At 72.1% G+C, this 14,963-nt stretch carries 12 protein-coding genes; 6 read left to right on the top strand and 6 right to left on the bottom strand.

Annotated elements, in window-relative coordinates; all coding sequences use genetic code 11:
• Positions 1–42: 42 nt before the first annotated feature.
• The gene (locus tag ACWEOW_RS11770; RefSeq protein ID WP_452269377.1) at positions 43–303 is read left to right on the top strand and encodes a mycoredoxin; all 261 of its coding nucleotides are present in this window, start codon (positions 43–45) and stop codon (positions 301–303) included.
• Between the two features lie 50 nt (positions 304–353).
• On the opposite strand, the gene nudC is transcribed toward ACWEOW_RS11770, so the two are convergent.
• The gene (nudC, locus tag ACWEOW_RS11765; RefSeq protein WP_452269376.1) at positions 354–1,289 is read right to left on the bottom strand and encodes an NAD(+) diphosphatase; all 936 of its coding nucleotides are present in this window, start codon (positions 1,287–1,289) and stop codon (positions 354–356) included.
• A gap of 93 nt (positions 1,290–1,382) precedes the next feature.
• Between nudC and ACWEOW_RS11760 the strand changes: the two genes are divergently transcribed.
• On the top strand, positions 1,383–2,846 hold the full coding sequence (locus ACWEOW_RS11760) for a phosphotransferase (protein WP_452269375.1): 1,464 nt from the start codon (positions 1,383–1,385) through the stop codon (positions 2,844–2,846).
• Between the two features lie 194 nt (positions 2,847–3,040).
• Here ACWEOW_RS11760 and ACWEOW_RS11755 read toward each other — a convergent pair whose 3' ends face one another.
• From ACWEOW_RS11755 to moeB, 4 genes are all read right to left on the bottom strand, one after another.
• Positions 3,041–6,415: an ATP-dependent helicase gene (locus tag ACWEOW_RS11755; protein ID WP_452269374.1), complete on the bottom strand. Its 3,375-nt coding sequence runs from the start codon at positions 6,413–6,415 to the stop codon at positions 3,041–3,043.
• A gap of 68 nt (positions 6,416–6,483) precedes the next feature.
• Complete coding sequence (locus ACWEOW_RS11750) at positions 6,484–9,711, bottom strand: ATP-dependent helicase (RefSeq protein WP_452269373.1); 3,228 nt, start codon at positions 9,709–9,711, stop codon at positions 6,484–6,486.
• Positions 9,712–10,151: 440 nt separating this feature from the next.
• Positions 10,152–10,865 carry an MGMT family protein gene (locus tag ACWEOW_RS11745; RefSeq protein ID WP_452269372.1) on the bottom strand — a complete coding sequence of 238 codons (714 nt, stop codon included), beginning with the start codon at positions 10,863–10,865 and terminating at the stop codon, positions 10,152–10,154.
• A gap of 16 nt (positions 10,866–10,881) precedes the next feature.
• Positions 10,882–12,060 (bottom strand): molybdopterin-synthase adenylyltransferase MoeB, encoded by a 1,179-nt coding sequence (moeB, locus tag ACWEOW_RS11740; protein ID WP_452269371.1) that lies wholly within the window; start codon positions 12,058–12,060, stop codon positions 10,882–10,884.
• 138 nt (positions 12,061–12,198) lie between these two features.
• Between moeB and ACWEOW_RS11735 the strand changes: the two genes are divergently transcribed.
• The 4 genes from ACWEOW_RS11735 to ACWEOW_RS11720 all read left to right on the top strand — a co-directional run bounded on the left by ACWEOW_RS11735 (position 12,199) and on the right by ACWEOW_RS11720 (position 14,166).
• Positions 12,199–12,837 (top strand): TetR/AcrR family transcriptional regulator, encoded by a 639-nt coding sequence (locus tag ACWEOW_RS11735; protein ID WP_452269370.1) that lies wholly within the window; start codon positions 12,199–12,201, stop codon positions 12,835–12,837.
• A 54-nt stretch (positions 12,838–12,891) separates the two neighbouring features.
• A complete protein-coding gene (locus ACWEOW_RS11730) occupies positions 12,892–13,113 on the top strand; it encodes a DUF3107 domain-containing protein (RefSeq protein WP_452269369.1) in 222 nt (73 codons plus the stop codon).
• A gap of 270 nt (positions 13,114–13,383) precedes the next feature.
• Entirely contained in the window at positions 13,384–13,653 is a 270-nt protein-coding gene (locus ACWEOW_RS11725) for a GlsB/YeaQ/YmgE family stress response membrane protein (protein ID WP_452269368.1), read from the top strand.
• Between the two features lie 240 nt (positions 13,654–13,893).
• Entirely contained in the window at positions 13,894–14,166 is a 273-nt protein-coding gene (locus ACWEOW_RS11720; protein ID WP_452269367.1) for a GlsB/YeaQ/YmgE family stress response membrane protein, read from the top strand.
• A gap of 6 nt (positions 14,167–14,172) precedes the next feature.
• On the opposite strand, the gene ACWEOW_RS11715 is transcribed toward ACWEOW_RS11720, so the two are convergent.
• A complete protein-coding gene (locus tag ACWEOW_RS11715) occupies positions 14,173–14,898 on the bottom strand; it encodes a ferritin-like fold-containing protein (protein WP_452269366.1) in 726 nt (241 codons plus the stop codon).
• Positions 14,899–14,963 lie beyond the last annotated feature (65 nt).

Below are 14,963 nucleotides of genomic sequence, written 5' to 3'. Positions count from 1 at the left end.
CGCCCGCTCAGCGCCCGCGCCGGGCACCAGAGAAGGAACGCGATGCCGAAGGTGACACCCGACGAGGGCTCGATCACGATGTTCACGACCGTGTGGTGCGGCTACTGCACGCGCCTCAAGGGCCAGCTCACCCGCGAGGGCGTGAGCTTCACGGAGATCGACCTCGAGGCCAACCCGGAGCACGTCGACTTCGTCGAGAGCGTCAACGGGGGCAACCGCACCGTGCCCACAGTCGTGTTCCCCGACGGCTCGGCCGCGACCAACCCATCGCTTGCCGAGGTGCGCGCCCGCCTCGCGAGCTGACGTTCCCCACCGGGCGGTGCCGGGGACACCACCGATGCGGCCGGCGCCGGTCAGGTCGGGCGTGTGACGACGGACTCCACCGTCTGTCCGAGCCAGCGCTCGATGATCCGCTTGGCGATCGAGATACCGCTCGGTGTGCGGATCTCGTCCGCACGCAGCAGGTCGCGGTACTCCGCTCGCGTGACCCACCGTGCCTCGGCCATCTCGACCGGGTCGAGCACGAGCTCGGTCTGCCTCGTGGTCGCCGCGAACCCGATCATCACCGATGACGGAAAGGGCCACGGCTGGTTGCCGAGGTACCGCGCGTCGTCGATGGCGATCCCGACCTCCTCGGCCACCTCGCGCGCGACGGCCGACTCGAAGGACTCCCCCGGCTCCACGAACCCGGCCAGCACCGAGAACCTCCCTGGCGGCCAGTGGGCGCCCCGTCCGAGCAGCAGCCGGTCCTGCGGGTCGACGACCGACATGATGACAGCCGGGTCGGTGCGCGGGTAGTGCTCGCTGCCGTCGGCGACGCAACGACGGACCCACCCCGCCTGGACAGCCTCGGTCCGCGCGCCACAGCGAGGACAGTGTCCGTGGGTCGAATGCCAGTTGGCGAGCGCGAGCGCCGTCGTGAACACGCCGGCGTCGCGCGCACTGAGCGCCTCCCCCGCCTGCCTGAGGTTGAGCCAGCCGTCGCCGGCGGGGTCGACGGTTTCCGCGCCCTCTGGCACGACGACGCCGACGTATGCCGTCCCGCCGGCATCGCGACCGAGGTGCACTCCCAGCCGGTCCAGGTCGCCGGGCCGGGGCGACCGCAGGCCAAGCGACAGCGACCCGACGCCGTCCTCGACGACACGGAGGCGGTCGCCCCTGATCTCCGCCACGCGAGTCGCTGGATCGGCGAGCAGCTCGGCGAGCACACCCTCCCGCACGCGCTCCTCGGCTACCCGGTCGAGCGAGCTGCGGGACAGTGCGAGATCGGTCAGGGTGTCGTCGCTCACGGCCACGACTCACACCCTAGGACGCGCGCACGCGGCGGCGCCGGGGCCCCGGACCTCCCACGATCTCCGCGCCACGCGGCATACCGTGGAGAGGTGACGCGCACCCCGCTGTTCCTCGCCGCCCTGGCGAGCTCGGCCGTGCCGGGCCTCGACCCCGTCTCGGTCGAGGGCGTGGCGACGCGTCCCGACGGGCTCTTCGAGGTCGCCTACGTGCAGGACACGCAGGACCGTCTCTGGGTCGTGAAGGCTCCCCGCACGCCCGCGGCCGGCGCCATGCTCGACGACATCACGATGCTCTGCCAGCTGCTGGGACGGCGGCTCGACGTCGCGGTGCCGATGTTCCGCGGCCACGCACCCGTGCCGGAAGGGCGCGCCGCCGTCTACCTGCGGGTCCCGGGCCGGCCGCTGGACTTCGCGGGACTCGGCCCGGGTCCGCTGGCGGCCGAGCTGGGGCGGACGCTGGCGCATGTCCACAACCTCGAGCATCTGCTCTACGAGGAGGCCGGACGCCCGACGTACGACGCCGAGGCGCACCGGCACCGGCGACTGTCCGACCTCGACCGCGCCGCCGCGACCGGGCATGTGCCGACCGGCCTGCTCACCCGCTGGGAGCGGATGCTCGAGGACGTGTCGCTGTGGCGGTTCGCTCCCGCTACCGTGCACGGCAGCTTCACCGGCGACAACCTCCTCGCGTCCTTCGACGACGACCAGGATGACTCGAGCGGACATGTGCGCGGGGTGCTCGCCTGGGAGCAGTCGCGGGTGGGCGACCCAGCCGACGACTTCGCCGCGCTCGTCGCGCTCGCACCACCGGAGACTCTCGACTCCGTCCTCGAGGCCTATGCCCAGTCGAGGGTGGAGCGACCCGACGTCAACCTCGTGCACCGGGCGCGGCTGGCCGCTGAGATGGCACCGTTGGCCACCCTGCTGCACGCGCTCGCCTCCGGCCTGCTGCCTCTGGTCGAGCGCACGGCCGACGAGCTGCGTGCCCTCGACGAGAGGGTCGAGGACGACGACCGCCGCCACTCCGAGGAGGACGCCGCCCGCAGCGAGCGCACCCGGCGGGCCAAGGAGCGCGCCCTGCTGGCTGCGTCCATCGACCCGGACGACCCGGAGCAGCCGCTGCCGGACTGGGACGCGACCCAGCCGCACTCGCCGTTCCCGATGCTCGGTGAGACGCAGTACATCGAGATGTCTGCCTGGCTCACCGACGACGACCCGTCGACGGCGGCCACGGCCGAGGACCTGCCCGAGTGGTCGGAAGAATCCGACGAAGCGGACCGGTCCGACGCCGATCCGCCCGCCGCCGAGCCCTCCAGCGCCGACGCGTCCGCCGAGGCGACGCCGGACGGTATGGGCCGCCCGCGTCTGGGGGTCGTCCGCGACACCGGGGCGCCAGTCCCCTACGTCAGCCCGAGCGACAGGGATGGCGCGGCCTTCGAGATCGACGAGGTCGAGGCACTGCCGGACGACGTCGACGGGGTGCTCGACCTGCACGAGGGTGCGTCCGACTTCGTGCGCATCACCGACCGCCGGCACGGCGACCACGCCTCCTGACCGCCCTCGCCTCCGGCCGCTCTCGTGGACCAGCCGGCCCCGGGCTCTGGCGCAAGGTATGCCGCTTCTGGCGGTGAACACCCCCGCGTTGTGCAGACCTTCCGACAAGCCATCCGATGCGGAGGTGGTGCGGTCGCCGGTGGCACACGGCGGTCGATCGGCCCGTTCCGCCGAGGTCGATCGGCCGTGCTCGCTCAGTCGGGGACGGTGCGCAGCAGGGTGACGAGGTCGGCCTCGTCGGGGACCCTCGGCCGGACGGTGACTCCCTCGCCCGCGTAGTAGAACGCCGCGTCCACTCGCGCAGGGTCGACGCCACGCAGCCGCGCGAAGGCGACGGCGTAGGCGGCGAGCTGAAGGGCGCGGACACGCGCGTCGCGCCCCGTCGGCTTGGCACCGGTCTTCCAGTCGACGACGGTCCACCCACCGTCGTCGCGCCCGAAGACCGCATCGACCCGGCCGCGCACCGCGATGCCGTCGATGACGGTCTCGATGGACAGCTCGATCTCCTCCGGGATCCGGTCGGCCCACTCGCTCGAGAGGAAGTGCTGCTTCATCACCTCGAGATCGGAGTCGTCGGCCGCGCCCTCGTCAGCACTGCCCGGCAGGTCGAACAGGTCGACGATCGCGGCGCGCGAGTAATGCTGCTCGACCCACGCGTGGAACGCGGTGCCCTGTCGCGCCGCGACGGCGGGTGGGCTGGGCATCGGACGACGCAGCGCCATGGCGAAGGCCTCCACGTCGCGGGCGAGGGAGACGACTGCGGATGCAGACAGGTGTCGCGGCACATCGACCACGGGCTCGGTCGTATCGCGCCTGGCCGCACGCTCGGCCAGGAGCACGCGCAGGTCATCAACGCGCGGATCGCCCTGTGGTACAACGGGGCCCGACTCAAGGGCGTGCTGCAGCCGTCGCCCTGCACCCACGAGAGCGGCGCGTCTGGCCGCCATCGGGTCGTGCGGCCACCGGGCCGACACCGGCTCGGACAGGTGCGGGTTGGACGGGGCGGACGCCTTCCCACGGTCGTCCACCAGAGGCTCTGGCGCCGGGTGCCACGCCGTTCGCACCACACGGTCGGGCAGCGCATCGCAGACTTCGAGCAGGAAGCGCGACGGCACCGACAGGGTCTTCTTCGCCGCACCCCACAGGTGGCAGGTGAGCAGCATCGCCGTCCGTGCCCGGGTCAGGGCGACGTACGCGAGCCGGCGCTCCTCGGCCATGGCGTGCCGTCCGCCGTCGAGGACGAACTCGTCGATTGCGGCGCTGAGAGTCCTTCGGTCAGGCGCGCCGCGCCAGTCGAGGTGTGGCAGCCCGTCGCGGTCGCCCCGCAGGTCGTAGGGCAGCGAGTCGAGGCCGACGAGCCAGCCCTTGTCCTTGACGTCGCCGGAGCAGGCGTACTCGACCGGGTCGCTGCCGTCGACGACCGCGACCGAGGTCGTGGCCGAGTGGGCCGGAAACACGCCCTCGACGAGCGTCGGGATGGCGACGGCGTCCCACTCCAGGCCTTTGGCGGCGTGCACCGTGAGCACCTGTACCGCGTCGGCATCGGACTCGACGTGGCCTGCGTCCAGGCCCCGTTCCTGCTCCCGGGCGGCCTCGAGCCAGCTCAGGAAGCCGGACAGCGTCGGGCGGTTCGAGCTGGTCGCGAACCGGGCCGCGACGTCGGCAAAGGCGTCGAGGTGCACTCGCGCGGTCGACGAGGTGTGCTCGGCGCGGGAGAGCACCTCGATGTCGAGCCCGATCGCCACTTCCGCCTCGGCGACGAGGTCGACGAGCGGCAGCGCGGTCAGCCGGCGCAGGCGACGAACCACGTCAGCCAGGCCGTGCAGTCGGGACAGCGCCTCGGCCGTGATCGTGGCTCCGTCACGACCGACCCACCCGGAGCGCGGCAGGTCGTCCAGCGCTTCGACGAGTGTCGCGGTGTCGGCGCTGTCGGAGGCGAGGTCGCTGCCGCGGCGGTCGTCGGCCGAGTCGGGGTCGGCCTGCTCGCCCGCCTTGGCGGCCGGACCACCATCGCCAGGAACAGCCCGACCCGGCTCCGCGGTCGCTGGCTCGAAGAGGGAGCCTTGCGTGGTCGGCTCGGCGCCCACCCGCCACGGCCGCGAGTGCAGCTCGCGAGCCCACGACCAGAGGCCGGCGAGGTCGGCCGCTCCCAGCCGGACGACCGGCCCCGTGAGCAGCCGCATGAGCTGGTCGCCGCGGGTCGGGTCCTGGACGACCCACAGCGCGGACACCAGGTCGCTCACCTCCGGCGTGACGAGCAGTCCACCCAGCCCCACGACCTCGACCGGCAGCTGCTGACGGCGCAGTGCCTCGAGCACGAGCGGGAACGAGGAGCGTCGCCGACACAGCACCGCGGCGCTGCGCCCCGTGCGACGGCCACTCGGGCTGAACCAGTGCGACGCGACCCACTCGGCGACATGGTCGGCCTCCGCCTCAGCCGTCTCGAGCCGTGCGACGTCGATCTGGCCTTCGCCGGCACCCGCTCGGGGGCGCAGGGGCCGGACGTGCTCGGTGGCCAGCGGACCCGCGGTCACGTTCGCCGCCTCGAGGATGGCGCAGTCGTTTCGCCAGCTGGTCGACAGCGGGAGCACCTCTGCCGGCGTGTCCGTGCCGAACTGGCGCGGGAAGCGGAGCAGCGTCGTCGCGCTCGCGCCACGCCAGCCGTAGATCGACTGGTTGGGGTCGCCGACCGCGGTCAGGGCGACATCCGGGTGGTGGAACAGCGAGTGCAACAGCTCGAGCTGGGCCTCCGACGTGTCCTGGAACTCGTCGAGCAGCACGGCGCGGAAGCGCTCCCGCTCGACGCGCCCGACCGCCGGGTCCGAGCGGGCGAGGCGGGCGGCGAGTGCGATCTGGTCAGCGAAGTCGAGCGACTCCCGCTCTCGCTTGAGCGCCAGGAAGGCGCCCACGATCGGCAGCACCGTGCGGCGCTCGCGCAGCACGGTGACGGCGTCCCTGGCCGTCGTGGTTGCGCCTCGGCCGTCGCCGTCCGGCAGCCCCTCGAGCCGCTCGAGCACCGCGTCGAGATGGGCCATCACCTCGTCGGGCGTGCGCACGTGCTCGGCCATCTCGCCGGCGAGAGCCATCACGGCCTGGATCACCGTGGCCTCGCTCTTGACGACGTCGTCCATCGGACCGTCCCAGCGCGCCACGGCCTCGGCAGCAAGCTGCCAGGCCCCGGCCTCGGTGAGCACCCGGAACTCGGGCTCGATGCCGACCCGCAGCGCGTGCTCGCGGACCAGCCGGCCGGCATACGAGTGGTAGGTCGACACGGTCGGGGTGCCCCCGAGCACCTCGGCCCCGGTGCCGTCGTCGACGGGTGGCGTCCAGATGCCCGCGCGCTCGAGGCCGCGCAGGCGCTTGGCGATGCGCTGGGACAGCTCAGCCGCGGCCTTGCGGGTGAAGGTGAGGCCGAGCACCTGGTCCGCCGCGACGAGGTCGTTGGCGACGAGCCACACGACGCGCGCAGACATCGTCTCGGTCTTGCCCGAACCGGCTCCGGCCACGACGAGGAGCGGCGCCGGGCCGGCCTCGATGACGGCGGCCTGCTCGTCGGTCGGCGGAGGCATGCCGAGAGCGTGCGCGATGTCATGCGCCGAATGACGCACAACGACGTCGGGTCTGTCGATGACCATGCTCACAGAGCATCCCCCTCCGGCTGGACGGGGCACGAGGAGCGCACCGGGCACGTCTCGCACGACTTCCCCTGTGCCGCAACGAACTCCGCCGCACCCATGCCATCGGCCGTGGCTTGGACCAGGGCCCGCGCCCAGCCAGGGTCGTCGCTGGACGACAGAGCCGGCTGGTCGAGGATGCTCGGCTTGAGACCGGAGAGCCCACCCTTGCCGATGAAGACGAGCGCCGCCCCGGCGCTCCGGTCGCCCAGCTCGGGGAACCCGCCCGCCTCGACAGCGACCTGGTAGGTGCCCAGCTGGCCGTGGGTGGCGAGCTCGGCTCTGACCGGCTTGGACTTGCCGGTCTTGAGGTCGACGATGCGCAGCGCTCCGTCGGCGTCACGTTCGATGCGGTCGACCCGGCCCGCGACCACCGCGCGCCCGACCGGCACACGGAAGTCGGTCTCGACGCCGACGCGCTCCCAGCTGCCTTCCGCCCCGTCGCGGTATGCCGTGAAGCGGGCAACCATGTCGTACGCCTCGGAGCGCGTCCGCTCGGTCACCCACCCTGGCCGCAGCCCGAGCCGACCCCAGCGGGCGTCGACCTCCGCGCGGAGCACGTCCAGCGTCGCGTCAGGCAGCTCGGCCACGATGTCGTGGACGAAAGTGCCAACCGATGCCGCGCCCAGCGAAACCCCTTCTCCTCCAACGGAAGTCAGGAACCAGCGCAAGCCACACTCGGCGAAGTAGGTGACCTTCGAGGGCGAGACGGGAACCGACTCCTCGGGTCGCCGCACGGGAACCTCGCTGGTCACGGACCGCAGCGCCCACCACGAAGCCGGGTCAGCGCCGCGGACCCCGGACCGCGCAGCCAGCGCCAGCAGCGCCAGGGCCGGCTCGGCCACCCCGGGATCGAGGCTGACCACCTCCCGCCGCAGCTCTCCGACCAGCCCGGGCAGGGTCATGGTGCGCGCGATCTCGGTGTGCGGGCGGACCTCGTCAGCCATCCGCGGCCCGTCGGGAGGGTCGACGAGGTCGAGGTAGACCGAGGGCTGCTCGTCCTCGTTGCCCACCGCTGTGACGAGCAGCCGCTCGGTGGAGCGGGTCACCGCCACGTGGAAGAGTCGCGTCTCGTCGTAGCGGACCGCGGCCTGGGCGGCGCGGAAGCCGAGGGGCCGCTGCTCCAGCACGTCCACGAGGTCCTCCGACCCGAGGATCGAGCCGCGCAGCCGCAAGTCAGGCCAGGCGCCCTCCTGGACGCCGGCGACGACGACGATGCGCCACTGCCGACCTGCCGCGCTCTGCGGGGTCAGCAGCGCGACGCGACCGCCGCCCTGGCCCCCGACGAGGAGCGTGTCGCCCGGGACGTCCTGCCCGAGGATGTGGTCGAGGAACTTGTCGGGGCCGGCCGTGGGGAGACGGTCGACGTACGACGCAGCGGCGTCGAACAGGGCCAGCACGGCGTCGAGGTCGCGGTCGGCGCGCTCGCCGGCCGGACCTCCGGCGAGGGCGAGGCGACGCCACGACTCCGCGACACCGGCGCCCTCCCAGACCGCCCAGAGGACGGACTCGGCCGTGACACCCTGCGCCCAGCGCCCCTCGCCGGTGAGGCGGGCCGCGGCGATCCCGGCAGCCAGCGCCTCGCCCACTCGCCACGCAGCCCGCGCCGTGGACCCGAGCGCACGAGCGCGCAGCGGGTGACGTAGCAGGTCGGCGAGCAGCTCGTCGCTGGACCGCCCGCCTCCGTCGGCCAGCTCCTCCTGGCGCAGCACCCGGCGTAGCCTGCGAAGCCCGACCGTGTCGCAGCCGCCGATCGGCGAGAGCAGGAGGTCGGCCGCGCGGACGGGGTCGACGGCATACGGCACCCTCGAGTGCTCCGCTCGCGCGACGGCCACGCTCTCGCCGAGGAGGGCGAGCAGCGGCCGGACCGCGCTCTCGTCGCGGACGGGCATCTCGGCGGTGCCCGCCTCGACCGGCACGCCTGCCTGGCCGAGCTGACGACGCATCGTGTCTGCACGCCCGCTCCCGCGGACGATCACGGCCATGTCGGTCCAGGGCACGCCCTCGACCAGATGTGCGCGCCGCAGCAGGGATGCGATATGAGTGCTCTCCTGGGCTACAGAGCGCAGGAGAGCCACCTGGACCACGCCTGTCGCTCCGGCACGCTGCACCGCGCTGGCCATGCGTCGCTGCTCGCCGCCACCCAACGCACCGATCCGTCGCGACACCCGGTCGGCGACACCGGCGAGCGCGGGCGGCAGCCGGTACGTCTCGTCGAGCACGACCGTGCGGGTCTCGGCTGCGGAGTCGACAGGCATCGGCAGCCCGGCGCCCAGACGTGCGGGGCGAGGTGTCGCCAGCGACTCCCAGCCGTCCGCAAGGAACCGCGGATCGGCGCCGCGGAAGGTCTGGACCGCGACGTCCGGGTCACCGAGGAGCACCACCCTCGGGCCCCCGCGGACGACGACGCGCAGCAGGCGCGCGGCCGCCGAGGTCAGCTCCTGGGCCTCGTCGACGACGACCAGGGCGATGCGGTCGTGCAGACGCGCGAGCGCCGACGGGTCGTCCTCGAGCAGCTCGGCCGCGGCCGTGAGCACCCAGGCCGGGTCGTACGACCCGTGCCTGCTGAAGGAGGTCACCTGGTCGTACTCCCGCAGCACCTGCGCAGCCGCGACCCACTCCGGACGCCCGTGCTCGTCGCCGAGCCGTGCCAGGTCGCCGGGCCCCAGCCCCCGCTCGACGGTGCGCATGAGCAGGTCACGCAGCTCGTTGCGGAAGCCGCGGCGGTCGAGCGCCTCCTGCAGCGACTCAGGCCAGTCGGGGCCGGGCACGTCACCGGCCGCGTGGCCGGCGAGCAGGTCGCGCAGGATGACGTCCTGCTCCGGCCCGTTGAGCAGGCGAGGTGCAGGGTCGCCACGCAACGCAGCCTCGGCCCGCAGCACACCGAAGCCGAACGCCTGCCAGGTGCGGGCCAGTGACTCGGTCGACGTGCCGTCCAGACGCGCCGTCACGCTCTGCCGCAGGCCCGCTGCGGCACTTCGGCTCGACGTGAGCAGGAGGCACGCGTCGGCCCGGAGGCCCTGGCGCCGGACGGCGTCGACGACGACTTCGACGGCGACCGTCGACTTGCCGGTGCCCGGACCGCCGAGCACCCGCAGCACCCGCGCAGTAGAGTCGACCGCCGCCTGCTGCCGCTCCCCCAGACGCACCGCCTCCGGCACGAGGGCGGGAGCGCGACGGAGGATGACCACCCAGCGATTCCATCACGCCGGACCGACAATCACATGGCTCGCTGGCGCTCGCGCGCCCGGCGCGCCATCACATGGCTCGCTCCGCTCGCGCGCCCGGCGCGCCTTGACGTCGCGCCTTCCCTCCTCGGCTCGCTCGCTGGCGCTCGCATCGCTCGTCAGTCCACGCGCGACGCGCGCCGGACCATCACATGGCTCGCTCCGCTCGCGCGCCCGGCGCGCCTTGACGTCGCGCCTTCCCACCTCGGCTCGCTCGCTGGCGCTCGCATCGCTCGTCAGTCCACGCGCGACGCGCGCCGGACCATCACATGGCTCGCTCCGCTCGCGTGCCCGGCGCGCCTTGACGTCGCGCCTTCCCTCCTCGGCTCGCTCGCTGGCGCTCGCATCGCTCGTCAGTCCACGCGCGACGCGCGCCGGACCATCACATGGCTCGCTGGCGCTCGCTACTTGGCAACGAGCTCGACCTCGAACCCCTCGCCGCTCTCGAGGTATGCGGCATAGTGACCCGGGCCTCCGGCATACGGGTGCTTGTCGGCGAACATCAGCGTCCAGCCGCCGGCCTCGCAGTCGGCAGCGACCGCCTCAACCTCAGCGCGCGAACCACCATGGAAGGCAAGGTGGTTCAGGCCGGCGCGCTTGCGCTCGTGGCGACCGGGAAGCACGTCCGGACCAGCCTCGATGACGACGTACAGCGAGCCGAGCTCCCACGCCTGCCCGTGGCCCCAGTCGTCGCCGAGCTGGTACCCGAGCCGCCCGAGGAGCCAGCCCCACTCGCTCGCGGCCGCGCCGATGTCCTCGACCCAGATCTCGATGTGGTGCAGCCCGCCGCGCGTGCCGGCGACATCGCTCGCCGTGGCCGGGATCGCCCAGCGCGCCGACCTCATGTCAGCACGCGCGCCGTCGACGAGCCCCCGGACCATCGGCGTGCCCTCGGCGCGCCAGTGCTCTATCGCGACCGACTCGTGACCCTGTGGTGGGCGACCGTCCGCGCGGATCACACGCCACCACGGCACGTCGGCGCCGTACCGGCTCATCACCGTGCCGACGTTGCGCGCCCCGCCCTCCCCGAGCGACCGCGCGATGTCTCCATAGGCGACGACCCGCCCCGACGGGATGCGCGCGACCACCTCGAGGACCCGCTGCGCGTACTCCTCCATGGCGCTGGGCTCCCCCTCAGTACTCGGGCTGGCTCGGGTCGATCTCCCGGACGTACGCGAGTATGCCGCCCTCGACGTTGGCCACGTCGGTGAACCCCGCGCGAAGCGCGAGACGCGTCGCCTCGGCCGAACGTGCGCCCACCTTGCAGTGGATCAGAACCCGGCGATCGCCGGGGAGCTCGGTGAAGGCGTCGCCGGACCGGAAGCGGTCGAGGTGGATCGCCACGGCCCCGGGGATGCTCGCGATCGCCCGCTCCTCGTCCCCGCGGACGTCGACGAGCAGCGGCGGGTGCGCCGCACCCAGCTCCTCGACCATCTGATGCACGGTCACCGTGGGCAGCGCCGCCTCGTCGTGCGCGGCCGCCCCGGGCACGCCGCAGAACTCGACGTAGTCGATGAGCTCGGTCACCGTCGGCTGCTCGCCGCAGACGGGACAGTCGGGGTCGGCCCGGACGGTGAGGGTGTCCCAGGTCTGGCGCAGGGCGTCGTGGATGAGCAGCCGGCCCGTCAGCGGCTCGCCGATGCCGAGGATGAGCTTGATCGCCTCGGTCGACTGGACCGAGCCGATCGCCGCGCACAGCACACCGAGCACGCCGCCCTCGGCGCAGCTGGGGACCGATCCCGGCGGTGGCGGGTCGGGGAACACGCAGCGGTAGCACGGGCCATGCCCCGCCCACCACACGGACACCTGACCGTCGAACCGCAGGATCGAGCCCCACACGTGCGGCTTGCCGAGCATGACGCAGGCGTCGTTGACGAGGTAGCGCGTGGGGAAGTTGTCGGTGCCGTCGACGACGACGTCGTAGCCGGCGATGACGTCCAGCGCGTTCGACGAGTCGAGAGCGAGGTCGTGCCGCACGACCGACACGTGCGGGTTGACGCGGTGGACCGCCGCCTCGGCGGAGACGGTCTTCGGGCGGCCGATGTCGGCGTCGGAGTGGATGACCTGCCGGTGCAGGTTGGTCAGGTCGACGACGTCCGCATCGACCACGCCGATGGTGCCGATGCCGGCCGCGGCGAGGTAGAGCAGAGCGGGCGAACCGAGGCCCCCGGCACCGACGACGAGCACCTTTGCGGCCGCCAGCCGCTCCTGGCCGTCGCGTCCGACATCGGGCAGCAGCACATGCCGGGCATAGCGCGTCGTCTCGGCGTTGGAGAGGGGTCGACCCGTCTTGACCAGCGGATCCGTCGACATGCCCTCACCGTACTGCTCGGTATGGTGAGAATGGCATCGACGTTCGCTGCGGTGGGCGCCCCGATGTAGACACGCTGTGGCCCTCCACCGAGCCGCACCGCACCACGAAGCACAACGCGATTCGCCCAGAGGATTCGGATGCCAGAAGAGATCTCCCCCGGCCGTGGCCAGCGGCTGCCGCGCTCGGAGCGCCGCGCCCAGCTGCTCGACGCCGCCCTCGGCGTGTTCGTCGAGAACGGTTACCACGCAGCCGCCATGGACGACATCGCCGCACGGGCAGGGGTCTCCAAGCCGGTGCTCTACCAGCACTTCCCCGGCAAGCTCGAGCTCTACCTCGCCCTCATCGACCAGCACACGGGCGAGCTGGAGCAGCTCGTCCGGGACGCGCTCGCCCTGTCCGACAACAAGGCGCGGATCAACACGATGACGCGCGCCTACTTCGACTTCGTCGGCCAGGAGGGCGCCGCGTTCCGGCTGATCTTCGAGTCCGACCTGGCCAACGAGCCCGAGGTCCGGCGACGTCTCGACCAGATCGACCTGACCTGCGCGGAGGCGATGGCCGAGATCATCCGCAGCGAGACGTCGATGACCCAGGAGGAGGCAGTGCTCGTCGGCGTCGCTCTCGTCGGCCTCGCCCAGACGGCGGCACGCCACTGGCTCACCCATGAGGCGACGCTGTCCAAGGAGACCGCGGTCCGCGTCACCAGCTCGCTCATCCGACGCGGGTTCGGCGCCTACCCCAAGGCCCGGGAATCCGTCGGTACGACTGCTGGTTAAGGTGACGACGGGACGCCGGTTGCGCGTCCACTCCGACTGAGAAAGCAGGTAGACGTGGAGGTCCGTATCGGCGTGCAGCACGTGGCACGCGAGATCACCTTCGAGACGACCCTGAGCGCCGACGAGCTCGTCGCCGCCGTCAAGGCCGCACACGAGGCCGACGTCCTGGAGCTGACGGACGACAAGGGCGGGCGCATCATCATCCCGACCGCGTCGCTCGGCTACGTGACCACCGGCGCAGAGAAGAAGGCAGGCGTCGGCTTCGGCGCTCACTGAGCGCGGCGCAGACCGCACCACTGAGCGGACCACTGAGGGGGCCTCTGAGCGGGCCACTGAACGCCCACTGCGCATGCACGTGGAAGTTCGGGTCCGGCATACGTCCGCGCGGCGTGCCTGCTGGCCAAGCGTGGTGCCGAACGGGTACGAAGGCAGCGCCAGGATCTCCCCACACGACCCGTCGTGGTGAGAGATTGACGGTGTTGCAACTGGTATCCGTGCATGGGCACGGGTCAGAAAGACCGCTCCGACGGTCAGAAAGGCTGTGACATGCTTGGCGCAATCATCGGGGCCATTGTCGCCGGACTCATCATCGGCGCACTGGGCAGACTTATCCTGCCTGGCAAGCAGAACATCTCGATCCTCATGACCATCGTCATCGGGATCGTCGCATCACTGCTGGCGACCTTCATCCTCGGAGCGATCTTCGGCTACGAGAACGCCAACGGCGGTGTGCGCTGGTGGTACTGGATCGTCGGGGCCATTCTGGCCGCGGTCGGCATCTCGGTCTACGGCCGGATCTCGAAGAAGTCCGTGTGAGCTGATCTTCCGGCGCCGGACGGCAGGTCCGCACGGTGCAGGGAAGGCAGCTCCGAAAGGGCTCGACCGACATGGTCGGGCCCTTTCGCCGTCTTCACGGACAACACCGCGTCGACCTGCGCCCCGGAGGTTCACGCGGCCGGCCGCCCAGCCGGTGGGTGACGTGGTTGAGTAGGAGCGGGCTGGGACGGCCCGGTCCGCAGGCGCCCGCGGCGCGGGCTCGAAGGAGGAAACGTAGACATGGTCGGAACCATCCTGATGGCCCTCGTCGCAGGGGCCATCGTCGGACCTCTCGCGCGTTTTGTGCTCCCCGGAAAACAGCACATCGGCGTGCTGATGACGGTCATCCTCGGCGCCGTCGGCTCGGTGATCGGCGCCTGGCTCTACAAGGTCATCTCAGGGCGCAGCGACACCCCGGGCATCGACTGGATCTCGTTCATCATCGGTGTCGCCGTGGCGGCACTTCTCATCCTCGGTTACGGCATGGTCAGGGGAAACAAGACCACCACCTGAGGCTGCTCACGCCGACAGGCCGAGGCGCTCCATCCGGCGGGTGTGCTCGTCGGTGAGCCGCGCGAACATCCGGCCGAGCTCTGCGAGGTCCGCCCCGGCGCGGCCCGGGGCGCCGACGAGGATGCTGGCAAGGGCGTCGCGTTCGACGCCGACGCGCTGCGCCTGGGTGATCGCCTCGCCCACGAGGCGGCGACCCCAGAGCGCGAGGCGTCCAGCGACTCGCTGGTCGGATGCGATGGCTTCGCGCACGGCCGTGACGGCGAAGTCGGCCTGCCCGGTGTCCTCGAGCACGCCGAGCACGAGGGCGCGGGTGTCCGCGTCGACGTAGTTGGCGATCTCGCGATAGAAGTCCTGCGCGATGCCTTCCCCGACGTAGGCCTTGACCAGGCCCTCGAGCCAGTCGGACGGGGCGGTGCGTTCGTGGAACTGGTCGACGGCCGCGACGAACGGCCCCATGGCATCCTCCGGCTCGACGCCCAGTGCGCTGAGGCGCTCGGTGAGGACGGCATAGTTGCGCAGCTCGTGCGCGGCCAGGGTGGCGATCTGCGACTTGTGGTGCAGCGACGGAGCCAGCTCGGCGTCCTTCGCCAGCTGCGAGAAGGCCCGCAGCTCGCCGTAGGCGAGCACCCCGAGGAGCTCTGTCACCGCCGCACGGTATGCCGGGTCGGCGTCGGAGTATGCCGGGTCGGCGTCGGACATGGAGGGGGCGGCGTCGCTGGGCCCGTCTGTCATGGCGCCCACCCTAGTGAACGGATTCGGGCGCATCCCGCGTTGCCGGTAGACTGTGCCGGACAACT

Source organism: Monashia sp. NPDC004114, from assembly GCF_053603855.1.
The sequence above is the reverse complement of the archived record's forward strand: the minus strand, read 5'-3'. Positions and strand labels throughout refer to the sequence as shown.

Coding starts and splice junctions, on each gene's coding strand:
- ACWEOW_RS11770 (WP_452269377.1), top strand. CDS start 43: ATGCCGAAGGTGACACCCGACGAGGGCTCGATCACGATGTTCACGACC.
- ACWEOW_RS11755 (WP_452269374.1), bottom strand. CDS start 6,415: ATGCCTCCGCCGACCGACGAGCAGGCCGCCGTCATCGAGGCCGGCCCG.
- ACWEOW_RS11745 (WP_452269372.1), bottom strand. CDS start 10,865: ATGGAGGAGTACGCGCAGCGGGTCCTCGAGGTGGTCGCGCGCATCCCG.
- moeB (WP_452269371.1), bottom strand. CDS start 12,060: ATGTCGACGGATCCGCTGGTCAAGACGGGTCGACCCCTCTCCAACGCC.
- ACWEOW_RS11735 (WP_452269370.1), top strand. CDS start 12,199: ATGCCAGAAGAGATCTCCCCCGGCCGTGGCCAGCGGCTGCCGCGCTCG.
- ACWEOW_RS11725 (WP_452269368.1), top strand. CDS start 13,384: ATGCTTGGCGCAATCATCGGGGCCATTGTCGCCGGACTCATCATCGGC.
- ACWEOW_RS11720 (WP_452269367.1), top strand. CDS start 13,894: ATGGTCGGAACCATCCTGATGGCCCTCGTCGCAGGGGCCATCGTCGGA.
- ACWEOW_RS11715 (WP_452269366.1), bottom strand. CDS start 14,898: ATGACAGACGGGCCCAGCGACGCCGCCCCCTCCATGTCCGACGCCGAC.